We start from the raw sequence: 22,617 nt of genomic DNA on the forward strand, positions 1-22,617 counted from the left end.
AGGGGAATCTAAGAGCTCTCTTCGACGCGGTAATTTGACAGAATGCACCAACCGTTTTGATAGTTTTGCCACCGTATCGTGGGATTGGCACTGTCAGATAGCCCTGTCAGAAAATCAGCTTGAGACGGGCAGGGCGCTAAACTAGCGCCTCGCCATGTCCAGATCTCTAAGCCGAAAACCCGTTGTGACCCAACAGGGTCGAGGGCATTCGCCATTTCCTTGCAGCTTTCGCGGCTGCATTGGATTGATACATGAGATACTTCGGTTTTTGGGGAGCAGACGAGCGTGCGTGCCTAACGTATTGGTTTTACTTCGCACTAAGCGTCTGCTCCCGTGAGACGCAAATTACCGCTTCAGAGCAGATCCCTGATTTTTAACTGACATTGTGCTATGAACTGTAGGGTGGTGGGATGGACCAATGCGTGAAAGTCGGAAACTCGTTAGGCTTATGCCTGAACTTACAGCCTACACGACCAGCTTGACCCATAATCGGGTGGAGGCAGAGGGTATTGCTCAGGATGCCATCCTCCGCGCGCTTGAGGCACGATCAATTCCCAAAAATCTTTCCGAGTTACGCCCGTGGCTTTTCAGGGTTGCAAAGAATGTTTTCATCGACCGTAAGCGAAAAGAACGGGTTCGCCGGGAATATTCCAGAACCGAAGGACGTTTATCTGAAAACGTGATCAATCAGACCTCTAACACGGTGCAAGCGTTAATCGTGCGCCAAGCCTATTACGCACTGGGTTCTCGGGATCGTGAGATCCTGTGCTTGATCGACATTCTGGGATTAACCTATGCGCAAGCTGCGGAAGTTATTGATGTGCCAATTGGGACCATAATGAGCCGCGTCAGTCGAGCGCGACGTGCAATGAGAGAAAGAATGGACGACTTGAATGTTCATCCGATCAGGAAAAAAAGGTAACGACGAGGGCAATGACGACAGTGCTCGATCATGACTGGAAATTGCTCAACGCTTATGCGGATGGAGAGCTGACGCCTGAAGTTGAAGCCCAGGTGGCTGAGCGGTTGCGCGGGGAACCCCAGCTTGTCGCCGCGCTGGAAGAGATCCGTGAGACCAAGTCGGATCTGGCGCTTTTGCGTCCGCCTGTGACATCCGATCATGCGCATGGGCGGCCTCCCCGAACCCCGCGGTTGGCATTGCCGTTGACACTTGCTGCAGCATTTGTGGCTGGTGCGATTTTTGTGTCCCAGTTTATGTCTCAGGACTGGAGAAATGCGCCATCGGAACTTCATGCGAAGTTCTCTGCCAATAGTTACGTCCTGCCGGAAGAGATAAACCTGCCCGTCATCTCTACTGCGAGCTCAAATACAATTTCTGCGTTTGATCTGTCGTCGTCGCGCCTGACGCTTGTTGATGTGCAAATTTCTCGCCAAGCGAGGCGGGAAACAGTGGCGATGCATTATCGGGGGCGTAATGGGTGCCGTGTCACGGTGGTTGCTATGGAAGCTTCTGCAAAGGATCCCCTGCCACAGTCGGGGGAAATAAAGGGTCTGGCGGAAACATGGTCGGTTGAAGGGCTGCACTTTTTCCTATTGGCGAGCGGCATGGACACAAACAGGTTCCAGGCAATCGCGGCATTTGCCAAGGCTGAAAGCTTCCGGCTGACGGGGCGAGACAGACTTCGCATGGCGATGCGTGAGACAACCGATCAGGCGAAACCCTGCGCTTGATGTCAGGTCGTCGTCATTGGTTCGGGAAGTTCGGACGATCAAGCCCGTAGTTGGTTGCCAGATAATCAAGAACAAGAGAAAGGTCGGGCTCTTCGATTGGGCTCATCCCTTGTTCATCGACCATCCACTCCAACAGCTCTTCCCACCCGTCACGTGTCTGCCCCTGCTGGGCGACAATTCGTTCAGAATGGCAGGCTGTGCAGTAATCAAAAGTCTCTTCTCCTCCCTCGGCCAGAAACAGGATGCCTATATCCGGCGCTGCGTCTTCGGCTTCTCCGGCCACCGTTTCATCGGTATCACCGAACGCAATGGGGGTAGGGCTGTTTTGATTAAGATATGCGATTAAATCCGCGCGATCATTCTCCTTGGGCAGGCCGACAAATGCCATTTTGGTGCCCTTCACCTCGGCCTTTGGCTTTTTCAGAAAAGCGTCAAGCCTTTCCGGTGACCAGACGCCGCCATGGGCTTTGAGTGCATCGGAGTATTTGAACCCTTCAAACGATGCCACCTCGCGGCCCACGATTGCCCAAAGGTTTGGCCCGGTTCTCTTTTTCCCATCCTGTTCCACCGTGTGGCAGGCTTTGCATTTCCGAAATATGCTTTCTCCCTTGTCTGCTGACGCTGACGCCAGACGGGCGTCGATCTCAGTGTCTGCAACTGCCAGGGCAGGCAGAAGAAAATGGATAACGGCCAGGCCGCCCGATATTTGCTTGATCATGAGCACTCTCGATTTGGATTTCCGATCTAGAGATGATCGACGCGCCACTGTCGGTGCGCCGATCTGCCTGTGGTGGCTTTATGAAACACGCACCGCGACGCGGTGCATGGTGTTGTTCAGATACCCCTTCGGGTTCCAATCGATCGCATGAGGTTGCATCTCGCCCTCACTGTCGGTCGCACGCGCCCAGATTTCGTAATATCCTGCGGCTGGCAGTTCGACAGATGCACGGAAATTTTGCCACGCGCCGTGATTCACAGGTGCATCCAGTTCAGCGGGCATCCAGCTTGCGCCGAAGTCATAGGAAATATCGACCGACGCAATGGTGCGATCACCCGACCATGCGTGTCCGCGAACCTCCATTGACCGGCCACCTTCTGACCCATTCGCCGGGTTGGTAATCAGCGACTTCACAGGCATCCGTTCGATAATGACGAAATCCTCTGTTTCGACTTTTTCGCCGGGTTCCACCGGACGGTTCGGACGCCGATAGGCAGTGCCAGTCATCTTTGGTCCGTCATGCACGATGTCGCGCAGATAGATCCTCTCCAGCCATTTCTGTGAACAAGATCCCGGCCAGCCAGGTACAACCAAGCGCAGCGGCGCGCCGTTCATCGGGTGCAGATCCTCACCGTTTTGGGCAAAGGCGATCAGGATATTGTCGGTCAATGCCTTGGCAATTGGTAACCCGCGAGACAGTGACAGTTTGCCCTCTTCACCAGAAAGGTGGCTATCTGCGCCGACATGCGCGGTGTAGACAGCGCTCGATTGCACGCCACCTGCTTCCAGAACATCTTTCAACCGCACACCGGTCCATTCGGAACAGGCAACGGCACCATAGGTCCATTGGTTGCCTTTGGCGGGCGGGTTGAAGAAGGCGCGCCCATTGCCACCACATTCGATTGTCAATGCGCGGGTGACCACTTCGAACTTGGATTTCAGATCCGCGATGGAATAGGTCATCGGGTTGTCGACCAACCCATCCACATTCAAAGTCCAGCTGTCCATCATCATGTCTGCCGGAGGTATCCCGTTATTCCGAATGAAGTGCCGCACCGTAGGCGTAATGGCGTCATCCAGAAGATGGGGTGGTGTTTCCGCGTTGACGGGCCTGTCGTTCAACAACGTCAATCCATCTTTGCCGGCTAGTACGTCTTCGCTAGCAAATGCAGCGGGGATCAACCCAGCGGGCATGTTCTTGTGAAATGGTATGGTCGCACCCACCATGGCCGACATTGTTGCCAGACCCGCCCCTTTCAAAAAACCGCGGCGGTTGGAATGGCTCACGCGGCCGAAAAACCGTCGGTCGGCCTTTTCGGGGTCGCGAGCGAAATATTCATGAATATCCGGCGCATCCTTATTGTGGATTTCGTCCTTAGACATGGTTACCTCCCTTTTTTGGTTACTTTAAGTAACAACGTGGAAGGCATCCGTTTTATTCCGGAAATGCCAGATCTCTGGGCCTTTGACCATCAAGCATGACCACAGCAATCGCTTTCATGAAGACTTGGAACGGCGGTGTCAGCAGAAGCCAGTTTGAGGCGGGCAGGGCACCGACATAGCGTCCCGCCTCGCCTAGGCAGCGGCTTCGGAGGGCAGGAACGGATCATAGGCAAAGACACTGACTCCAAAGATCTGGGCGCGTATCGCAATGGCTTGTCCGATCTTGCCAAGCGAAACGACGCACATTATGCGCGCGCTTGTCTCTACGCTGTCAGTGTATGAGGTGATCCAAATCTGTGACTTTCGTCAGGCCATCTAAACCGCTTCTTTAGAGTTGGCCGCACGAAGAGACCCCAAGGTCTTGCAGTAGATATGGACAGGATTGTCCAGAAGATGATGGCCAGAAAAAGTGCGGATGATGAGAATGCCTATGTTGCGCTTGATGACGAAATCCATCCAATCAAATTCGAACATGTTGCAAATCGGTGAGGCGAGTTGGGAATTGTCTGAGATAACTGCAAAAGAAAAACGTTCTTCAATGATGCCTCAGTCGGGATCATAGACATAGCCAATACCGCGGACGGTTCTGATGATCTGTGGCTTTTGTGGATTAGGTTCGATTTTGCGGCGCAGTCGAGAAATTCGAATGTCGATGCTTCGATCAAAGGGGTCCCATGATCTGTCATGAGCCTGTTCGAGAATCTGATCGCGGTTCAGAACCCGCCCTCGGTTCCTGGCGAAAAGGCTCAGAAGATTGAATTCCATTGCCGTGAGCGGAATTTCGTCCCCATCTTCAGTCTGTAATTTGGCAGCGTTCAAGTTTAAGGTGTAGGCACCAAAACGGGCCGTATCTGGCATGTCTTCCGGTGTGTCCTGACTTACAGGTTTGCTTTCCCGGCGCAAGACCGCTTTTATGCGGGCTTCCAGCTCTCGCAAATCAACCGGTTTGGCAAGGTAATCATCTGCCCCCATCTCCAGCCCAACAATCTTGTCGATCACCTCTCCTGCGGCGGTCAGCATGACAACGGGGACCTGATTGTCGACTCTGAGGGATCGCAAAATTGTCAGGCCGTCATCACCCGGCAAGTTAATATCCAGCAGTATTAGATCCACATTGGTCTTATCCAGCGCTGCGTGAAGCTCGTCACTGTTGCCGGCTGGAACCACGTCGAAACCACGTTTGGACAAATACTCCTGAAGCATTTCGCGTATGTCTCGTTCGTCATCGCAAACAAGGATTGTCGTTGCTGTGGTCATCGGTTCACCTGTTCTGCTTTGGCCAGTATGTCAGTTACAAATGTACGCAGCTCTTTGGGTGATAAGGGTTTTTCCACATAAGGGCGGTTTGCGATGGCGAGAAAGCTCTGCGAAGAATGCCCCATTGTATCACCAGTGATAAAGCCTGTCTTATCGATCATTGCAGGAAATTCCTGCGTGATGGCATCAAAAAAGCCGCGGCCATCGACGTCTGGCATGTTCAGATCACTCAGGATCAAGCCGTAGTTGTGGGTTCGCAGGCTCTCCAATGCGTCATCGGCATGGGTGAACACATCCACTTGATATCCGCTACGAGACAGTATCTCGGCGTTAAGTTCCGCAACATCTTCTTCGTCGTCCACGATCAGGATCCGGATATCAGGTGCAGTGGTTTCCCCTTTCGGAATATCGGCGGGTGTTTGTGCATTGGGGGAGTTGAGAGGGAGGAGGATTTGGAACAATGAACCACCGTTTGCGCCTGTTTCAATTGAAATCTGACCATTATGAGATTGGATGATGCGGTGACAAATCGCGAGGCCCATGCCCGTGCCTTGTCCCACCTCTCTGGTGGTGAAGAAAGGTTCGAATACCCGACCGCGAGATTTTTCGGGAATTCCCGGTCCGTCGTCTTCGACGGTAATCATGACACCTGACTGGTCCGGTGCCTTTTGGGTTTTTACTGTAATCTGTTGCCCTTTTCCGCTTTCCCGCATGGCCTGTTCAGCATTGAGGATCATGTTGATGAAGACCTGAGTGATCTGATCCGGGTCGGCACTGATCATCGGAAGGTCTTGAGCCAGCTGGTAGCTCACCGAAATCCCGTCTTCTATGTCACCATATTTAGCGACATCAACGGCAGTTTGCAGAACCTCGTTTATGTCGAGATCCTGCATTTTGGCAGGCTTCTGGCGGGCCATAGTCAGAAAAGTTTTCACGATTCTAGCACAACGTTCGGCGGCATTGCTGATCTTCTCAACCTGCCGCAATGTTTCTGGGTCCGCACAATCTTCGCGAAGCATCAGGGAATGGCCAACAACCACCGACAGCGGATTATTCAGCTCATGGGCCACACCCGCCAAAAGTTCACCCATCGCCAACAGTTTTTCGTTCTGGTACAGCTGCTCTTGCTGACGCGAGAGCTCTTCCTCGATCTGGATTTGATCGGTCAGATCTCGGGTATGAGATACGATGACCTGCTCACCATTATAATCGATCAGCCGAGCGGAAACCGCCCCCCAGAACATTTCGTTCTTTGCGTTCAGATATTCTGCTTTGAACTCATTTACGAACCCGTCACGCCTGAGTTGCTCAAGATATCTTTTGCGCGTGCCCGGCCTGGCGTAAAATCTCTTGGCAGTGTCTGAAGGACCAAAGAGGGTGATTGTTTCGGGGCTGCTGAACATGACCTCTCCGGATGCGGCTCGGGTCATTTGGATGGGGGTTGGGCAAGCCTCAAGCACGCGGCGGATCATTGCTTCGCGTTCTTGCCGCTCGCTCAGATCCATGATTGCCGTCACCACGTATTCATCGCCCTCAAAACTGACCAGCCGCCCCCATGAGGTAGACGCGCATGATATGCCCTGAGCGTTAACCAATGTGATGTGGTAGTCGTCGACCCTTCCGTTTCGAACCAAAGCATCAATGTATTGGTTGCGATCATTGGGATCTACGTAGTGCTGAAGCGCATTTTGGGTGTTTCCGAAAAAGCTCACTGCTTCCGGGGATCGGTATAATATTTTACCGTCAACAAGCCGCGCCATGACAACGGCCAAGGGGCTGGTTTCCAGAACTGTTCGCAGGATATTTTCCTGCTCTCGTACCGCGGCCTCGGTTTTTCTGCGCTGCGTTACATCAGAGCAGACAACCACAAATCCCCCAAGGCTGGTCGCACTGAACTGAGCCTGGCAGATCACCCCATTCGCCAGTTCAGTTTCGATTGTCTGGTTCAACGGAAATTCATCATTCAAGCGATTGTCGATCCATAGTTCAGGATTTGGCAGGGCATCGGCAAACTGACCGCGCTTTGCTCCGGCGATCAGCAGGTCACGCCATACCACCCCTGGTGCGATCAGATCTTCGACAAGGGGAAATAGTTTAGCGAATTTCTGGTTGTGCGTGACGAGCTTGCGATCAATGTCGAATACAGCGATCCCTTCGGCAAGCGCTTCGATGGCATCATAAAGCAGATCTGCTGCTGCAAGGTCTCGTGTCGATGAATGTGGCTGTTTACTCGTCATGAGTAATTTGTAGCGGTGGAAAGTTTCAACTGCTTTTCAGTTGAAGGCAGAATTGTTTCAATTGTTTCTAGCTTCAAAGGGTTTGATCAGGGGTTTGTGCCCTAAGTCATTGAAAGTGTCATATTTTGATTGTTGGGGTGAATTGACCAGGCGGTTTCCTAACTGAAACATACTAACCTCTGTCACGACAACAAACTGCAACTTGGAACAGTCAGAAAAGCTTCATCAATCCCATAGCTGCCCATTTGGGCTTAAAGGACAAAAGAGATGAAGCACGTTTGTAACTCTATATTGGACACCATTGGAAACACGCCTGTCGTCAAAATCAATAAATTGGCGCCTGAGGGTGTGGAAATTTTTGTAAAGCTCGAAGCATTTAACCCGATGGGGTCGGTAAAGGACCGCCTGGCTCTTGGTGTAATAGAAGCCGCCGAACGCGATGGCTCGCTCAAGCCAGGTCAAACGATTGTCGAAGCCACCAGCGGAAACACCGGCATTGGGCTGGCTATGGTCTGCGCGCAGAAAGGCTATCCTCTGGTGGTTACGATGGCTGAAAGTTTCAGTGTCGAACGGCGAAAGCTGATGCGGTTTCTTGGCGCCAAAGTTGTGCTGACACCTGCGGCCGAAAAAGGCAGCGGCATGGTGGCAAAGGCACGAGAGCTGGCCGAGACCCATGGTTGGTTCATGTCCCGCCAATTTGAAAACCCAGCCAACGCCGAGACGCACAGCAAGACAACTGCGCGAGAGATACTGCATACATTTGGCGCTGACGGGCTTGATTACTGGGTGACGGGCTTTGGGACAGGCGGAACATTGACCGGAGTGTCACGCGTATTGAAGTCACTTAGCCCGAAAACCAAAGTCATCGCCGCCGAGCCGGACAATGCCCCATTGCTTGGAAGCGGCAAGGTACAAGCGTTTAAGGCTGACGGTAGTGCTGCTGAAAGTCACCCGGAGTTTCGCCCGCACCCGATGCAAGGCTGGTCACCTGATTTTATCTCTGATCTGGCCAACCAGGCCATCGAAGGGAAGCTCATAGATCAGGTTCAGCCTGTGGCAGGGGCAGATGCGATTTCGTGGGCAAAAGCACTTGCTCGGCAGGAAGGTATTTTTTGCGGGATCACCGGTGGCGCAACATTTGCAGCCGCGCTGGAAGTCGCAAAGACAGCTCCAAAAGGATCAAAAATTCTGGCGATGTTGCCCGATACGGGTGAACGTTACATGTCGACACCCCTGTTTGAAGATATTTCCGAGGATATGACCGCCGAAGAACAGGCGCTGTCCAAGTCTACGAAAAAAGCCAGGTTTGATATTCCTGTTCCTGTGGCCGCGGCTGATGCCAGCCATGCGGTGCGACCCGATGCAGTTGATGCCGCAAAGCGGATCATCGCGGATCATCCGGTGGTGCTCTTTTCGCTCGAATGGTGCGAGTTCAGTTGGTCCGTGCGCAATTTCTTTGCTGCTGCTGGGATCGATTATGAGGACGTCGCCCTTGATAGCGTCGCGTATCAAAGGAATGGTCAGGGCACTGAGTTGCGTGCCGCTCTTCGCACGATGACCGGAGTGCCGACAATTCCTCAGATCTTCGTGAATGGCGAACATGTCGGGGGCGCGACCGAAACGTTCGACGCGTTCAATGACGGCAGCTTGCAGGACCGCTTGAAAAGCTCTGGTTTGCCCGAAGTCACCGCAATCAATGCCAACGCTTATTCCTTCCTGCCAAAATGGATCCATCCAAGATGAAACACGCCTATGACTTTCCAACCACGACCAACCCCTTGGATATGGCTGCGGCTTATGCGGGAACGTATCGTGACAACAAAACAAATCTACACCCGACGGCGACGCTGGCTGAACTGCGTGACGCGTTCGGAGGGGACCTTCCTGAGACCGGACAGTCAGGAGAGAAAGTGATCTCTGATCTGATCAGGGCAGCGGAACCGGGGCTTGTCGGCACGACACAGCCGGGGTTCTACTCCTGGGTCATGGGCGGGTCTCACAAGACCGGTGTCGCAGCGGATTGGCTGGCGTCGATCTGGGGGCAAAATGCCGGGATCTACCAATGTGCGCCGGCCGCATCCACCGCGGAAGAGGTTGCCTGCGGCTGGCTTCTCGATGTGCTTGATCTGCCGCGCGACGCATCAGTAGGCGTAACCACAGGGGCAACCATGGCTGGTTTCATTGGCCTTGCGGCGGCGCGTGACGAAGTGCTGCGGCGGGCCGGGCATGACATCTCGAAAGACGGTTTGCAATCTGCCCCGCCGATCACCGTATTCGTGTCAGAGGACACCCATGTCTCCAACATGGCCGCGCTGCGGTATCTGGGATTTGGAAGTCGTAATATCGAACGCATCCCAGCCGACGATCAGGGGCGAATTGTTGTTTCAGATCTTGCCTTTCGGATGAATAAGATCCGCGGCCCAAAGATCATGATCGCAACCGCTGGGCATATCAATTCAGGTGCCTTCGACAACTTTGATGCTCTGGCTGAACTGGCCGAGGAACATGATGCCTGGTTGCACGTTGACGCCGCTTTCGGACTTTGGGCACGTGCCAGTCTGGTAACCCGCTCTTTGACCCATGGTATCGAGCGCGCTGACAGCTGGTCGACTGATGGTCACAAATGGCTGCAAATCCCATTTGATTCCGGCTTTGCAATCGTGAAAAACAAGGAAGCCCATCGTCGTGCAATGGATATCTCTGCGAGCTATCTGACTGCAACACCTGATGACGGGCGCACAGCGACACATTACAATCCCGAGCTGTCCCGTCGCGCCCGTGGATTTTCCATTTGGGCGACGTTCAAGGCACTTGGCCGGAAAGGTGTCAGTGACATGGTGCGCAACCATTGTGACTGCGCCAGCCTACTTGCCTACAAGCTCGAACGCGTGCCCGGCGTGGTTATCCATAATGATGTGGTTCTCAATCAACTGGTGATGTCGTTTGACCGGGGAATGGGTGTTGAAGACACGAACCGGATGACATTGAAAATGGAGGCTGCGCTGAATGCTGATGGCAAACATTTCCTCCGAACTGCGGTCTGGAAAGGTCGGACGGTGCTCAGGGTGTCGATCATCAATGCACAAACCGGACCAGATCATATTCAGACCCTGGCCGCTAAAATCAATGAGTGCTGGCGCCAGCTTCGGACCTAGCTGAGCAATCTTCGCCTTAAGCGGACATATCGAAACAGACACCTCGCGGGATCTCTCTCGCGGGGTTTTTGGTTTTGAGGGGGCGGTGAAACTGAATGTCTATGTGCCTGAAACACATGAAACACTGAACTGTTTATCTCGACCAAAGCCTGAAACAGGGATTGCGTAAAACATCTTTATACCCACCCAGCGGCCATCCGGCCGGATCGAAACCAAGACAGGAAATGAACATGGAACACGTTGCTCAGAAAAACCGCAAACTCAAAGCCACCCGTAACAAATCAAAATCTATCGTGTCGCGTATGGCTCGTATCCCGAGTGTTGTACCGAGCAAACGTGATGGTTGGATCCTGTAATCAAACGAAATGGAGAAGAACAATGGCCCGCTTTAAGAAAAGTAATGAAACCGCAGCCGCCCAGATCGAATACATGCAAAAGCGCAAAACGCGCAGACCCTCTGCACCGGAAAAACAGAAGTCGTATTTCGAACGCATCGGCTTTGACGCTGCGATGATCTGAGTGCTGGCCTGCCCCCGGTTCTTTCGTATCCGCCGGCAGGCATCGATGGCTCAAATATCGTTATCGAGAGCAATCTGGTGTGATGCGCAATCCTCCGGGGAGTAACGATACGGTGGTCGAACTTCACATTTAGTAAGCTCATGAGCCCACCTGAACGCCACCCGCCGCGACGTTGACCCAGATGTGCAATCCTGCTTAACTCGTGAAATATTACCTGTTTTTTTGTCTTATCTACCTGTGACTTGTACCAAAGTACATTGGGGGACTTCATGGAGAAAACACTATTTGAAAAGTATGGGGGATTTTCTGCAATCAGCAAGATCGTCCTGACCTTTTATGATCGGATGATTGATGACGAACTCGTTGGTCCGTTTTTCGACGATGTGGATCTGTCGAGGCTGATTGACCATCAGAACAAGTTTGTCACATCGCTGATGGGTGGTCCTGCGTCCTTTTCTGATACGCATATCGAAAGGGTTCATCGCAATATGACCATTGAAGACCGTCACCTTGACCGTTTGAAAGAGATCATGGCGCAAACGCTCTCGGATTTTGATGTGGAAAGCGAAGACATTGAAACGATCCTTGACGGATTTGAACAACGTCGGGCCATTCTGGTTGAGAAGCCAAATGTCAATTGAAGCCATCAATGAACAACTGTTACGCGCCATCGGTGTTGGTGTCGCCCTGATTGATCTGGAGGCCCTGTCCCTTCAATTCAGGAACGACACCTTTGTCGAGTGGTTCGGAGACAATGATCCTGATGTCAAATTGACGGATCTGTTTCCTGAACTCGATGGCCAAATGCTGCTCGCCGAAATGGATGTTGGTGGGCGATTTGCGACGGAAACGTCATTCAAGCTGCGTCGACGCAAAATGACCGTCGCTATGGAATTTAACAGGACTTCTGATGACGGGCAGAAGATTGCCGTTCTGGTCTGTCAGAACATTACCCGCATCAAGGAATTGGAATCGATGATTGATTCCTATTCGATGATGGTCGAGCGCAATACTCATGAGATCAAACGCGAGAAAGAGCAGGTCGAAAAACTGCTGCTCAACATGATGCCGCGCGCCGCCTATGAAGAATATAAGACTTTTGGTGTTGTTTCGCCGAGGGTGTTTGAACCTGTCTCGGTTTTGGCGCTTGATTTCGTCGGCTTCGATGAACAGCTGTCCAGACATGAACCCGGCGTGATCGTAAGTGAACTGAACGACGTATACAGTGCCTTTGATCGGATCGGGGCACAGTTTGGATGCCAAAGAATACGCACCAATGGCGACAGCTACGTTGCGGTCTCCGGTGTTCCCGATCCAAATCAGGATCATGCCATTTCCATTGCCAATTCAGGCGTTCGTTTCTTGCGATATTTGGCGCAGCGCAACGAGTCCCACCCGATCCAATGGGCCGCAAGGATTGGTGTGGCAACAGGATCGGTGATCGGATCGGTCGTCGGGAGTCAGAACTATATCTACGATGTCTTTGGCCCCGCCGTATCAAATGCATTGGCATATCGAGCGAGCGCAGACGCAATGTCGATTGCCTCTGACGGTGACTTTGCCAAGTTGGTAAGCGGCAAATTCCAACACCGGCCATTTACAGAGTCTGAAAGTCTGGGTGCGATCATGGAAATGCCGGTTGCGGGGCAAACGGCAGGCTAGGATCTTATGACCTCATCAGAAAACAGCTTGTCCCAGGTTGCCGATGGTTCCGCACTGAATGACATTGTGGAGTTTCTGGAACAAGGAGTCGCGGTTTTTGATGCAGAGGCAAATCTTTCTTTGGCGAATTCTACATTCTGCGCCATGTATCCAGCGTTGTCGGATATTCTCAGGCCAGGCACGCCCTGGAGCATTTTCCTTCGAGAGGCCGTCAACCGGGGGGCCATGCCTCTGTTGACCAGCCAACAATTGGAATTGATGGAAGCCAATTTCGATGGGGCACAGGGGACCACCGATATCGTCGAGATGCCGTCATCACAGGGGCGAAGTGCAGTCCTGAGATTTGGGCCGCTATCAGATGGCGGTTTTGTTTTGACCCAGTCGATACGAATGGATGAAGCCTCCGGAAATGATGCAGCTCGCGAAGCCGAATTGCTGCTTAGAAAGGTGCTCGAAGCATGCCCGGCTAGTTTGACAATGTCTCGGGTGGCTGATGGTCAGGTCATCTATCGCTCTCCTGCGGCCACCGAACTTCTTGGCACGGCAAAAAGCAGTTTTGCACATTTTGCGCAGGTCGAGGAGCGGGCCGATTTTGTCACGCTTCTTCTGCCCGACGCAAAAGTCGACAATCTGCGTGTCACTTGCTTGCGGCCTGATGGCGAAGCATTCCCGGCAGTGATTTCCGCAAGGTTGATCGATTATCGTGGAGAAGATGTCATTGTTGCCAGTATTGAAGATCTGACCACAGAGCTGGCCGTTCAAGATGAACTTGACCGACAAAAGGAACGGCTTTTCCAGTCCGAAAAGTTGTCCGCTCTCGGAGAGCTCCTCGCGGGGATTGCCCATGAATTGAACAACCCCTTGTCGATTATCGTTGGCAACACGGACATTTTGCAGGAGGAGCTTGAAAGCTCTCCTCATGAGCAGCGTATTGATAAAATTTCGCAGGCAGCGTATCGCTGTGTTCGAATTATCCGGTCGTTCCTTTCATTGGCCCGCCAAGAGAGGTTGGATTTGCAACCCTTGGATCCAGCCAGGATTATCCGGGCCGCCGCTGACGCTGTTTCGGTGGACCTGAAAGCGGCAAAGGTTCAATTGCAGCATGGCTGTTCCCAAAGCTACCCCGAAATCCTCGCGGATGAAGTCCAGCTCACTCAGGTGCTTATCAACCTGCTCACAAATGCCATTCACGCTATTCAGGAAACCGGAACGGGTAATCAGATAGATCTGAACTGCACCCAAAAGCGCAAGATGTTTATCTTGCGCATTACTGACAATGGTCCGGGTGTCGACGAGGCAATCAAGAAGCGCATATTCGACCCGCTTTTCACAACCAAGGATGCGGGAAAAGGAACCGGTGTAGGGCTCGCATTTTGCCAGCGTATTTTGTTGGCTCACAAAGGTCAGATCAGGTTGGAAAGCGCCGGATTGGGCAATGGGGCAAGCTTTGTCCTTGAGGTTCCGCTTGCCCATCCCTGAACTTCTTAAACGTGCTTTTACACCGGGGTGGTGGATTGGAGATCTTTGATCCCAAACACGGCCGCTTTTATTCTGCGGCAATAGAAACTCGCTTTGCGCCCTGAAGCGTGGCCTGTTCGAGCTTCATGCACTGGTGCAGCTTCATGTGTTGTTCTTTCAACTGCTCAGGGCTCAGATCCAAAGCAGCAATTTTACGGGTGATTTCGAACAAAGGCCGTGAAATCTCGTTTCGTTCTTGCTGATAAGATACCGGGTAGGCAGGAGAGTAAGCCAGGGCGTGTGCCAGCCGATGCGCGTCCAGAAATGCGTCGGTAATTCCATGTGCGGTCGACGGGTCTTTGAAATATCCAGCATCCCCGACAAGCGCCCATCCGGGGCCTGCGCATTCGCGCATGTGCCCAGCGGCACCGCCAAATCGGCGCAGCCGCCCGCGCTGAGGGTTCGAGAGCAGTGTCTCTGCCAGTTCCGGATCACTTTGTGCAATGACGCCCGTCATGCCACCAATCGGGTCAGCTGAAAAAGTTGCGTTGAAAACGTCCGGGCGGGTTGCGGCAAATACACAGTGGGCCCCGTCATTTGTGGGAATAGCACCCGAGAAGTTTTGGTCGCCAAAGAACCAGCGATAGCCATCATTTGGGATGCCATCAAAGTACCCGTAAAGAACGGCACATCGCTCGGGCCCTTCGGCTTGCAGATTGGCGCCCACATTTGTTGCAACAGAGGACTGACGCCCATCCGCGCCGATCAATACCGTGCTGGAAACGGATTCCATGGTGCCATCGGGCGTTCTCAGAACAGCCCCGCGCACATGTCCATTCGTGTCCATGATGGCGGTATCAAAGGTCGTGCCGACATGAAATTCGGCGCCAAATTCGACAGCTTTATCAACAAGGATCTGGTCGAGAATGCCACGGCGCGGTGCGTAAAGCCCTTTGATTTCTCCGTCTGGTTTGATCGAGACCGGAATTTTCTCAGTGCCGTAGTAGAAGTTTGTCGTCGTTATCATTGGGGCACCAGAATTGATGACATCGCCGAGAACGCCCCAGTCATGCATGAGGGATATGGCCGGACGCATAAGGGCATGTGTCGAAAGAGTGTCGTTGGATGGCAGATCTCGGTCGATCAACAGGACACGGGCACCCATTTGGGCCAATTGCAACGCAGTTGCCGCACCGGCGCAACGCGCGCCCACGATAATGGCGTCATAATGTTTAAGTGAGAAATATGTGTTGGTCATGATACTTGTCCCTTAGGCGGCCAGGCGCTGGCCGAGATGTGTTTCAAGATGCGAGGCGAGATCGCGGGCATCATCCCCGGCGCCGTCGATGAAGGTCGATTTGCGGCGTCGCAGGAAAGGCAGCCCCATGACATAGAGACCATCCGAGATGATCCCCCCGTGATGAAGGACACGTCCTTTGCGATCGAAGACCGGCAATTTCAGCCAGCTATGATCCGGGCGGTAACCGGTGGCCCAGATCACAGCCCCAAAACCTTCTTGTTTCAGGTCGATATAAAGGCGTGGGGCTTTTGGCAGGCGGGTGGGAAGCAGGCGATAGGGCTGATCAATTGCCTGATCCATCCCCATGTCCAGCGCCCAGTCGTCAAAACCTTGCAACAGGCGGTTCAACTTCAAATCCGCCGCCTTGCAAAGGTTGGGCAGTGAGCCGGAAAAATATGCCCGACCATCACGGATGGCCGCCATTCGTCCGACAAGTTCAATCCCGCCGTCTTGCAGGTTATTCAGGTCGAGGGGATTGTCCCCGCTCGCGCCCGTCAACTGAAGTGACGGCAGGCCCCTTTGACGCTCGAGGTCGTCCACCTCGTCAAACTTTGCGCCCCAGCGACCAGTGATTTCCATCCACTTGAGGATATCCGCGCCTCGGTAGTCGCGTGGCACGCGAAGGTGCTCTCCGACGGCAAGTACGACCTGTCGTCCAGAGGCTTGAATTTCTCGTGCAATTTGAGTGCCTGATGCCGACGCTCCGACAACTAGGATCTTGCCGGGGGGCAAGCCCTGTGGGCTCTTGTAGTCCAGCGGGGTCAATTCTGTGATGTCAGCGGGCAGGGGCTCATCAAACCGGGGGCGGCTGGCCTTTGAGGTCGCTCCGGTTGCAAGCACAACGCTTGCGCATTGGATTGCGCCCTGATCGGTCTGGACCTGATACCCGGATCCCCTGCGGGTCACGCCGAGCACCGTAGTCTCGCTCATGATTGGAGCGCTGATCTTTGCTGCAAAGCAATCGATATTCCGGATCAACTCCTGGACTGACATATAACCATCCAGGTCTTTGCCCGAATAGGCGGCCCCCGGAAGGCCATTCATCCAATTTGGGGTCAGCAGGCGCAGGGAATCCCAACGCTCCGTGCGCCAGCTGTTTGCAATATTGCCGCGTTCGAGAACCAGATGGTCCACGCCACGCTGAGTAAGCTCGCGGCTCATGGCGAGCCCGGACTGGCCGGCGCCGATGATGACGGTCGTGGTACGTTTCATGACACTCGCTCCTTTTTTTGTTTATGTGCGCCGCTCAGGCGACTGTGACTTCGACGTTGGTGGGATTGGTGATGATGTCGAAAACGGCCGAACGTTTTTGCGACTGGGCAACCAGCGCTGCGATGTCTTCGGGCGAAGCATCTGCGTCGATTTCAAAACGAACCCGAATGGCCGAGAAACCGTTACGCACATCCGCATCGACACCGAGGATCCCATAAAGATCCATGTCGCCTTCGACATAGGCTTTGACGGAGTGCAGCTGAATTCCACGGTGCTGGGCAATGGCAGCGACACCACCGGTCAGACAGCTCGCCAATCCTGACAGAACGATCTCGACAGGGGTCGGGCCGTTGTCTTCGGCAGCAAACTGAGCCGGGTGGTCCGCATCAATGGTGAAGGCTTCACGGTGCAACTGCTCTTCTCCAAGGCCAAAGAAACCTTCGACAGTTGAGCGGCTGTGCGCACCGTTTTGCCACTCACACAACGAGCGCCAGGTGAATTGCGCAGCTGCGGGGGCTTCGGACAGGGCTTCACGAGCTCCGAGAAGCGCTTCGACATTTACACCATTATCGACGGTCTGTATTTCAGTTTGGATATTCATTGTTACATTTCCTTTAGGTTGGTTGGGGTTGGGTTGAGGTTGAGGGAAAGCGGGTGGTTAAACCCGCTCGGTGAGCGAATTACCTGCAAGCGACAGGCAGTCGTTACGGATGAGAAATTCAGGCTGCAGCCGACATTCGGCTAAAGGCGATGTGTTCCATCAAAAGGGCATTCACCTCTGAACGATGGGTGAGCGGCAGCATATGGCCGGCCTTGTCAATCGTGCGATGGCGGCTGTGGCCGATCGAATTTGCGATCAGGCGAGACAATGCACGAGCAGGCTCGGGTGAACGGGTTCCACAGACAATCAGGGTCGGGACCGTCAGGCGGGAAATATCATCGGGTCGCAGCGTTTCATGAAACAACCGTTTGAAGTCGCTCGGGAGTTTTCGAACCCGAGAAAGTAGGGCAGATTGCTTCGCCGCCGGAATGTTGTCCCATGCATCGGGGCCGGACCAGAAGTCGACAAAGCGTTTCATGGCCAGATCGTCCTGGTTCGCATCCACGGCCTGTTCAACAGACGCAGCAAGAGCTTTAATCTGGTCCAGCATCTCGCGATCAAAACGGCTGCCATCTCGCATCAGGTGGAACGAGGTTGGTTCAAGCAGAGTGAGGCTCGCAAGTTGAGGTCCAAGCTGCGTGGCTGCTTTGAGGGCAACTGCACCGCCGTAGCTGTGACCGACGAGATGAAAAGGCTGCTTCAGGTGGCGTGCGATTGCCATGACGGCGTTCGCCTCGCTTTCAAGAGAATAGGAAGTGTTCAGAGTATCCGCGTCTGAGCCGCCACAGCCTGGAAGATCGGGCAGCACGACTTGATGCTGCTGCGACCAATCTGATGCGTAATCCCGCCATTGACGCCCGTCACTGGCTGAACTGTGCAAGAAAACCATAGGCACGCCCACGCCTTGAAAGACGGCGGCAAGATGCCCGGTGTCCAGCTCAAACACTCCCATTTCAGAAGGAAAACGAGGGGGGAATGGGATCTGAGTTGAGAATTCAAGAGCATGTTTCATGGCAAAATCCTTCAATGATGGGAGGGGATTGATCGAGGCCGGGAGTGCCTCGATCAAACTGGGCAGTTACTGCTTGGGACAAAGTTTGCAGAGTTAACGCAGCGGGTGTGGTGGGTCCCAGAAGGGGCGGTCGGCTTCCCGCATTGCCTGATCACGGGTGATCCCGATGTCACGCAGCATATGGTCGCTCAGTTCACCAAGTCTGATCCGCTGGCGGCGAATTTCCATGCGCTTGCGGATGTTCAGATTAAATCCGCCAAAGCTTGTTTTGGTGGGGGTGATTTGATTTGCAACAGTTCTCACTTTGAAATCCTCCATTGTTTTCAGTGTGGACCTGCAGGCCCAAATGAATGTGATGGAGAATATTTGCCCTGTTCGTGTTGCAGTCTGTTGTCGGCAGAGCGGGTATAGTGTTTCATTTAATTTCGACCGGCAGATCGTTTTGCGCGGTCAAAAACAACATATATTCAATTACTTACCTGCCAATGGGCGAGGATGCGAAAGATCTGGCTGCAACAATTGAAATACAGACAGCCGAGATGAAAATATCCTGAAACACGAACCATGCTGAGATTGCTGCACGAGGGTGGTGTGCATCTGCAGGATGGTATGGATGTCGCGGGCACCCGGTAATTTTAAACGCCAACACATAGCTACTTCACAGGCGTCGCAGCCAAAATCTGGCTAACCAAAGTGACCTTGGTGGCTTTGTTGGAAAGGTCGGCTCTCATCACAAGCCGTGGAAGCGCAGTCTGGACCCGGAAAGTTAACCTTCCTATGGTTGAAAGGCTTACTTGGGACGTTGTGACCACCAGTAATCGCGCCTGGAGCAGACAGTGAACGCAGGGAAAGCGGCTGGCTGGGATGGCTGGCGGCGTATTCAGTTATGTTGCGTTCTCGGGCGAAGCCATTGGCAATGTCGCGGACAGCTTTCACCCTTTCAACGAACGCGCTTTGGCCTCGAATCTGAATTCAAGCAAACCTGTTGCGGCTGATCTTATCGAGATGCTGGGGGAGGGGGAGTTTGACTGGTATTTGCTGGAAAACCTGAAGGGCGCCTCAAAGATCCCACTGGAAATGGCGGACCTGGAGCTTATGGGCAGCGGAAGCACTTATCGCTTCACATACACCACATTGCTGGGGGATTAAGCGAAGGTTTCGGGAAACCTCAGGTGATAAAGCGGTCGCGGCCGCAGGACGTCTCGGCTGATGCCCATCCGTGACGCTATGATTGCGATTTCATTGCACCCAGAACCCGCCGATGTAACAGCCTCTTGGAAATCATCTGCACCGCATGCCGCGCTTTCACATTGCGGCGAGCGTATGGGTCAGACCATTCCTGATGTGCAGCTCCAGCAGCTCTTTCGCCTTTTCGGCATCGCGCGCCAAGGCTGCATCAAACATGCCTTTATGTTCTTCGACCGCCTCTGCGCCCCGATAGGTCAACACGAGGTTCTGATACCGCAGGTATTTGTCATAAAGGATTGAGTGGAGCGACAAGAGGTTTTTGGACTGGCAAGCCTCGATCATCGCCAGATGGAATTCCCAGTCATAACGTTTCCACATTTCCTTGTCGGACTGGTCCCCCGATTGCATACGTTCTTCCATCAGATGCAATTTGTGGTGTGCTGCCACCAGGTTGCCTTCCCAATCGGTGTCGCCATTTGCGATCGACAATTCCAGAGCATGGCATTCCAGCAGGACCCGCAGCTCGGCCACTTCCAACAAATCTTCCCGTGACACGGGCGTCACATAGAACCCACGCTGGGCAGGGCTTTCCACAAAGCCTTCGCTGGTCAGACGGTTCAGTGTTTCTCGCAGGGTAGAATTGCTGGTCGCATAGCGTTCTTTGAGCGTATCGAGCTTTAGCTTCGAACCGGGCTCCAGAAGGCCGAAAATGATGTCATGTTTGATCCGCTGATAGGTGCTGGATCCGATTGTGGGGGTTTGTTTTGTCATCATTTTGTCCGATGTTCTTCGGTATGCCATGTATTTACCATGAGTGTATGCGTGCGGCAATCCTACATTAAATCCGTCAAAAATCAAAATATCAGATATTATTGCCAATAACCGAGTTTTTCGTTACGGTGATTCCTAAGGCAGCTTTGACCTGTCATTCGAATACCGGCACTGGATGCCTATCCAGAGGATTAGAGTTGAAACAGACGATACAAATCGCAATCGCTGGCGCGGGGCTGGTGGGGAAGCGTCACGTCGCAGCCATCGATCAGCTGAAAGACGTGGAACTCTGCGCCGTGGTCGATCCCGGTGAAGACGCACAGCATTTTGCATCCGAACGGGGACTGCCCTGCTATGGCTCGTTAACAGAGCTTTTTGCGAACCACACGCCAGATGGGGTTGTCTTGGCGACTCCAACACCACTGCATGTCAATCAGGCGCTGGAATGTGTGGAACAAGGTTGCCCGGTATTGGTGGAAAAACCGCTCGGCACCTCTGCGAAAGAAGCAGCCAAATTGGTTGAGGCTGCTGAGAAAAGAAATGTTCCCCTGCTGGTGGGGCATCATCGCCGGCATAATCCGCTGATCCGAAAAGCCCATGAGGTTGTGTCCGGCGGCGAGATTGGCGACGTGCGTGCAGTGCATGTGAATTGCTGGTTTTACAAACCTGACGACTATTTTGACACGGCACCTTGGCGCAAAAAACTGGGGGCCGGGCCAATTTCCGTCAATCTGGTGCATGACGTTGATCTGATCCGCTATCTTTGCGGAGAGGTTGTGTCGGTGCAAGGGCAGGCGACCCCCTCAGCGCGCGGGTTTGAAAACGAAGATGTTGCCGCGGCGCTCTTGCGGTTTGAAAATGGGGCCATCGGGACGATCACCGTATCAGATAGTGTCGTTTCGCCCTGGAGCTGGGAGCTCACCTCGCGCGAATACCCGATTTACCCGCCGACACCGGAAAGCTGCTATATGATCGGGGGATCTCGTGGGTCGTTGTCGGTGCCGGACCTGCGCCTGTGGTCCCATCACGGTGGGGTGCAGGATTGGTGGACACCGATATCGGCTACTTCTCTCACCCGCGGGTCATCGGATCCGCTGGTGAATCAGATGACGCATTTCGCGCGCGTTGTCCGTGGGGAAGAGGCACCGATTGTCTCTGGATTTGAAGGATTGCAGACCCTTCAAGTCATTGAAGCCATTCAGCAAGCCTGCTCCAGCGGAGAGTCTGTTGCCATTCCCAAGGCGAAAAACAATGAGTTTTCAGAGGAAAAACAAGGCGTTGCGTAAAATGTCAGATATTTTGCAAAAAATATTGCAAAAATGTCAAAATCAGGCAAAACTAACATCGAGCTGATCAAACATTGATCTCAGGGAGGAGAACCATGATCACTAATTTCACCCGCCGGGCAGCACTGTCCGCACTCGTCGCCGCTGGCGTTCTGGCTGGAGCCACTGGCGCCAGCCTTGCCGCTGACAAAATCCAACTGCGCCTGGCCACGTCCGGGTCGGAGACCGACCAGCGTTCGGTTGCGATGGCAGAAGTCTTCGGGCCTATGGTCGCCGATTTTGCCGACTACCAGCCGAGCTATAACGGCACCATCTTCGCGCAAGGCACCGAGCTTGACGCCATTTCGCGCGGCAACTTGGAAATGTCGATTGCCTCGGCTCAGGAGCTGGCTCAGTTCTTCCCCGAGTTCTCGATCTTCGCCACAGGTTACGTGCACCAGAACGCTGCCCACCAGGTTGCGGTCTTTAATGACCCGCTGATGGACCCGTTCAAAGCCAAGGTCGAAGATGAACTGGGCATCAAGCTCTTGTCCGTCATGTATCTGGGCCGTCGTCAGGTAAACCTGCGCCAGTCCAAAGACGAGCTGACCGTGATGAAACCCGAAGATCTCGCTGGTGTGAACCTGCGGATGCCGGGCACGGACGCATGGCAATTCCTGGGCGCTGCCCTGGGTGCCGCACCGACCCCGATGGCGTTCTCGGAAGTTTACACCGGCCTGTCGACAGGTGCCGTGGACGGCCAGGACAACCCGCTGCCGACCGTGGTGGACAAGAAGTTCTATGAAGTCACCAAGCAGATCGTTCTGACCTCGCACCTGGTTGACCTGAACTACATCGCCATGTCGAAGGCCGTTTGGGACGGAATGTCTGCTGACCAGCAGGCCACCGTGCAAAAAGCCGCTGACGCCGCAGCTGAAAGCGGTCGTCAAAAGCAGCTTGAGCTTGAGGGCAGCCTGGTTTCATTCTTGGAAGAGCAGGGCATGTCGGTTTACGAACCTGATCTGGGCGCCTTCCGCAACCACGTTCAGGCGCAATATGTTGGTTCGGAATTTGCTGCCAGCTGGCCTGAAGGTGTGTTGGAAAAAATCAACGCGCTTGGCAAATAA

At 53.6% G+C, this 22,617-nt stretch carries 24 protein-coding genes and 1 pseudogene; 13 read left to right on the top strand and 12 right to left on the bottom strand.

Going from position 1 to position 22,617, the window contains the following annotated elements; translation table 11 throughout:
- Window positions 1-448 precede the first annotated feature (448 nt).
- Both O2N63_RS17075 and O2N63_RS17080 read left to right on the top strand, forming a co-directional pair.
- Window positions 449-922 (top strand): sigma-70 family RNA polymerase sigma factor, encoded by a 474-nt coding sequence (locus tag O2N63_RS17075; protein ID WP_271055518.1) that lies wholly within the window; start codon window positions 449-451, stop codon window positions 920-922.
- 11 nt (window positions 923-933) lie between these two features.
- Window positions 934-1,692 (top strand): anti-sigma factor family protein, encoded by a 759-nt coding sequence (locus O2N63_RS17080; RefSeq protein WP_271055519.1) that lies wholly within the window; start codon window positions 934-936, stop codon window positions 1,690-1,692.
- A 13-nt stretch (window positions 1,693-1,705) separates the two neighbouring features.
- On the opposite strand, the gene O2N63_RS17085 is transcribed toward O2N63_RS17080, so the two are convergent.
- The 6 genes from O2N63_RS17085 to O2N63_RS17110 all read right to left on the bottom strand — a co-directional run bounded on the left by O2N63_RS17085 (window position 1,706) and on the right by O2N63_RS17110 (window position 7,347).
- The gene (locus tag O2N63_RS17085) at window positions 1,706-2,410 is read right to left on the bottom strand and encodes a c-type cytochrome (protein WP_271055520.1); all 705 of its coding nucleotides are present in this window, start codon (window positions 2,408-2,410) and stop codon (window positions 1,706-1,708) included.
- Window positions 2,411-2,488: 78 nt separating this feature from the next.
- Window positions 2,489-3,793, bottom strand: coding sequence for a sulfite oxidase (locus tag O2N63_RS17090; protein WP_271055521.1), 1,305 nt, complete (start codon window positions 3,791-3,793; stop codon window positions 2,489-2,491).
- 192 nt (window positions 3,794-3,985) lie between these two features.
- Window positions 3,986-4,099, bottom strand: a complete 114-nt coding sequence (locus tag O2N63_RS17095) for an NAD(P)-dependent oxidoreductase (RefSeq protein WP_408629827.1) — start codon at window positions 4,097-4,099, stop codon at window positions 3,986-3,988.
- A gap of 69 nt (window positions 4,100-4,168) precedes the next feature.
- Entirely contained in the window at window positions 4,169-4,327 is a 159-nt protein-coding gene (locus O2N63_RS17100) for a hypothetical protein (RefSeq protein WP_271055522.1), read from the bottom strand.
- Between the two features lie 72 nt (window positions 4,328-4,399).
- Window positions 4,400-5,110 carry a response regulator gene (locus tag O2N63_RS17105; RefSeq protein ID WP_271055523.1) on the bottom strand — a complete coding sequence of 237 codons (711 nt, stop codon included), beginning with the start codon at window positions 5,108-5,110 and terminating at the stop codon, window positions 4,400-4,402.
- On the bottom strand, window positions 5,107-7,347 hold the full coding sequence (locus tag O2N63_RS17110; RefSeq protein WP_271055524.1) for a hybrid sensor histidine kinase/response regulator: 2,241 nt from the start codon (window positions 7,345-7,347) through the stop codon (window positions 5,107-5,109). The genes O2N63_RS17105 and O2N63_RS17110 overlap by 4 nt, the downstream gene beginning before the upstream one ends.
- A gap of 267 nt (window positions 7,348-7,614) precedes the next feature.
- On the opposite strand from O2N63_RS17110, the pseudogene cysK reads away from it, so the two are divergent.
- The 8 genes and pseudogenes from cysK to O2N63_RS17150 form a co-directional block, all read left to right on the top strand.
- Window positions 7,615-8,640, top strand: a pseudogene (gene cysK, locus O2N63_RS17115) (cysteine synthase A); the annotation flags it as partial.
- A gap of 111 nt (window positions 8,641-8,751) precedes the next feature.
- Window positions 8,752-9,090: a glutaredoxin gene (locus tag O2N63_RS17120; protein ID WP_271055554.1), complete on the top strand. Its 339-nt coding sequence runs from the start codon at window positions 8,752-8,754 to the stop codon at window positions 9,088-9,090.
- On the top strand, window positions 9,087-10,502 hold the full coding sequence (locus O2N63_RS17125) for a pyridoxal phosphate-dependent decarboxylase family protein (RefSeq protein WP_271055525.1): 1,416 nt from the start codon (window positions 9,087-9,089) through the stop codon (window positions 10,500-10,502). Before O2N63_RS17120 ends, O2N63_RS17125 begins: the two co-directional genes overlap by 4 nt.
- Before the next feature lie 230 nt (window positions 10,503-10,732).
- Window positions 10,733-10,858, top strand: coding sequence for a hypothetical protein (locus O2N63_RS17130; protein ID WP_271055526.1), 126 nt, complete (start codon window positions 10,733-10,735; stop codon window positions 10,856-10,858).
- A gap of 22 nt (window positions 10,859-10,880) precedes the next feature.
- Window positions 10,881-11,021, top strand: coding sequence for a hypothetical protein (locus tag O2N63_RS17135; RefSeq protein ID WP_271055527.1), 141 nt, complete (start codon window positions 10,881-10,883; stop codon window positions 11,019-11,021).
- Window positions 11,022-11,290: 269 nt separating this feature from the next.
- On the top strand, window positions 11,291-11,662 hold the full coding sequence (locus O2N63_RS17140; protein ID WP_271055528.1) for a truncated hemoglobin: 372 nt from the start codon (window positions 11,291-11,293) through the stop codon (window positions 11,660-11,662).
- Window positions 11,652-12,683: an adenylate/guanylate cyclase domain-containing protein gene (locus O2N63_RS17145; RefSeq protein WP_271055529.1), complete on the top strand. Its 1,032-nt coding sequence runs from the start codon at window positions 11,652-11,654 to the stop codon at window positions 12,681-12,683. Before O2N63_RS17140 ends, O2N63_RS17145 begins: the two co-directional genes overlap by 11 nt.
- A gap of 27 nt (window positions 12,684-12,710) precedes the next feature.
- On the top strand, window positions 12,711-14,162 hold the full coding sequence (locus tag O2N63_RS17150) for an ATP-binding protein (RefSeq protein WP_271055530.1): 1,452 nt from the start codon (window positions 12,711-12,713) through the stop codon (window positions 14,160-14,162).
- A 67-nt stretch (window positions 14,163-14,229) separates the two neighbouring features.
- On the opposite strand, the gene O2N63_RS17155 is transcribed toward O2N63_RS17150, so the two are convergent.
- The 5 genes from O2N63_RS17155 to O2N63_RS17175 all read right to left on the bottom strand — a co-directional run bounded on the left by O2N63_RS17155 (window position 14,230) and on the right by O2N63_RS17175 (window position 18,569).
- A complete protein-coding gene (locus O2N63_RS17155; protein ID WP_271055531.1) occupies window positions 14,230-15,399 on the bottom strand; it encodes an NAD(P)/FAD-dependent oxidoreductase in 1,170 nt (389 codons plus the stop codon).
- A 12-nt stretch (window positions 15,400-15,411) separates the two neighbouring features.
- Window positions 15,412-16,653 carry an NAD(P)-binding domain-containing protein gene (locus tag O2N63_RS17160; RefSeq protein WP_271055532.1) on the bottom strand — a complete coding sequence of 414 codons (1,242 nt, stop codon included), beginning with the start codon at window positions 16,651-16,653 and terminating at the stop codon, window positions 15,412-15,414.
- A 34-nt stretch (window positions 16,654-16,687) separates the two neighbouring features.
- Window positions 16,688-17,254, bottom strand: coding sequence for an OsmC family protein (locus O2N63_RS17165; protein ID WP_271055533.1), 567 nt, complete (start codon window positions 17,252-17,254; stop codon window positions 16,688-16,690).
- Between the two features lie 118 nt (window positions 17,255-17,372).
- Window positions 17,373-18,266, bottom strand: coding sequence for an alpha/beta fold hydrolase (locus O2N63_RS17170; RefSeq protein WP_271055534.1), 894 nt, complete (start codon window positions 18,264-18,266; stop codon window positions 17,373-17,375).
- Window positions 18,267-18,359: 93 nt separating this feature from the next.
- Window positions 18,360-18,569 (bottom strand): DUF1127 domain-containing protein, encoded by a 210-nt coding sequence (locus O2N63_RS17175; RefSeq protein ID WP_271055535.1) that lies wholly within the window; start codon window positions 18,567-18,569, stop codon window positions 18,360-18,362.
- Between the two features lie 561 nt (window positions 18,570-19,130).
- On the opposite strand from O2N63_RS17175, the gene O2N63_RS17180 reads away from it, so the two are divergent.
- A complete protein-coding gene (locus tag O2N63_RS17180; protein WP_271055536.1) occupies window positions 19,131-19,415 on the top strand; it encodes a hypothetical protein in 285 nt (94 codons plus the stop codon).
- A 156-nt stretch (window positions 19,416-19,571) separates the two neighbouring features.
- Here O2N63_RS17180 and O2N63_RS17185 read toward each other — a convergent pair whose 3' ends face one another.
- Window positions 19,572-20,225, bottom strand: a complete 654-nt coding sequence (locus tag O2N63_RS17185) for a GntR family transcriptional regulator (RefSeq protein WP_271055537.1) — start codon at window positions 20,223-20,225, stop codon at window positions 19,572-19,574.
- 197 nt (window positions 20,226-20,422) lie between these two features.
- Between O2N63_RS17185 and O2N63_RS17190 the strand changes: the two genes are divergently transcribed.
- Both O2N63_RS17190 and dctP read left to right on the top strand, forming a co-directional pair.
- Window positions 20,423-21,511 (top strand): Gfo/Idh/MocA family protein, encoded by a 1,089-nt coding sequence (locus O2N63_RS17190; protein WP_271055538.1) that lies wholly within the window; start codon window positions 20,423-20,425, stop codon window positions 21,509-21,511.
- A gap of 95 nt (window positions 21,512-21,606) precedes the next feature.
- Complete coding sequence (gene dctP, locus O2N63_RS17195) at window positions 21,607-22,617, top strand: TRAP transporter substrate-binding protein DctP (protein ID WP_271055539.1); 1,011 nt, start codon at window positions 21,607-21,609, stop codon at window positions 22,615-22,617.

The sequence above is a fragment of the Aliiroseovarius salicola genome, assembly GCF_027891095.1.
GTDB lineage: Bacteria > Pseudomonadota > Alphaproteobacteria > Rhodobacterales > Rhodobacteraceae > Aliiroseovarius > Aliiroseovarius salicola.

Coding starts and splice junctions, on each gene's coding strand:
- O2N63_RS17075 (WP_271055518.1), top strand. CDS start 449: ATGCCTGAACTTACAGCCTACACGACCAGCTTGACCCATAATCGGGTG.
- O2N63_RS17080 (WP_271055519.1), top strand. CDS start 934: ATGACGACAGTGCTCGATCATGACTGGAAATTGCTCAACGCTTATGCG.
- O2N63_RS17085 (WP_271055520.1), bottom strand. CDS start 2,410: ATGATCAAGCAAATATCGGGCGGCCTGGCCGTTATCCATTTTCTTCTG.
- O2N63_RS17090 (WP_271055521.1), bottom strand. CDS start 3,793: ATGTCTAAGGACGAAATCCACAATAAGGATGCGCCGGATATTCATGAA.
- O2N63_RS17095 (WP_408629827.1), bottom strand. CDS start 4,099: ATGTGCGTCGTTTCGCTTGGCAAGATCGGACAAGCCATTGCGATACGC.
- O2N63_RS17100 (WP_271055522.1), bottom strand. CDS start 4,327: ATGTTCGAATTTGATTGGATGGATTTCGTCATCAAGCGCAACATAGGC.
- O2N63_RS17105 (WP_271055523.1), bottom strand. CDS start 5,110: ATGACCACAGCAACGACAATCCTTGTTTGCGATGACGAACGAGACATA.
- O2N63_RS17110 (WP_271055524.1), bottom strand. CDS start 7,347: ATGACGAGTAAACAGCCACATTCATCGACACGAGACCTTGCAGCAGCA.
- O2N63_RS17125 (WP_271055525.1), top strand. CDS start 9,087: ATGAAACACGCCTATGACTTTCCAACCACGACCAACCCCTTGGATATG.
- O2N63_RS17130 (WP_271055526.1), top strand. CDS start 10,733: ATGGAACACGTTGCTCAGAAAAACCGCAAACTCAAAGCCACCCGTAAC.
- O2N63_RS17135 (WP_271055527.1), top strand. CDS start 10,881: ATGGCCCGCTTTAAGAAAAGTAATGAAACCGCAGCCGCCCAGATCGAA.
- O2N63_RS17140 (WP_271055528.1), top strand. CDS start 11,291: ATGGAGAAAACACTATTTGAAAAGTATGGGGGATTTTCTGCAATCAGC.
- O2N63_RS17145 (WP_271055529.1), top strand. CDS start 11,652: ATGTCAATTGAAGCCATCAATGAACAACTGTTACGCGCCATCGGTGTT.
- O2N63_RS17155 (WP_271055531.1), bottom strand. CDS start 15,399: ATGACCAACACATATTTCTCACTTAAACATTATGACGCCATTATCGTG.
- O2N63_RS17160 (WP_271055532.1), bottom strand. CDS start 16,653: ATGAAACGTACCACGACCGTCATCATCGGCGCCGGCCAGTCCGGGCTC.
- O2N63_RS17165 (WP_271055533.1), bottom strand. CDS start 17,254: ATGAATATCCAAACTGAAATACAGACCGTCGATAATGGTGTAAATGTC.
- O2N63_RS17170 (WP_271055534.1), bottom strand. CDS start 18,266: ATGAAACATGCTCTTGAATTCTCAACTCAGATCCCATTCCCCCCTCGT.
- O2N63_RS17180 (WP_271055536.1), top strand. CDS start 19,131: ATGGCTGGCGGCGTATTCAGTTATGTTGCGTTCTCGGGCGAAGCCATT.
- O2N63_RS17185 (WP_271055537.1), bottom strand. CDS start 20,225: ATGACAAAACAAACCCCCACAATCGGATCCAGCACCTATCAGCGGATC.
- dctP (WP_271055539.1), top strand. CDS start 21,607: ATGATCACTAATTTCACCCGCCGGGCAGCACTGTCCGCACTCGTCGCC.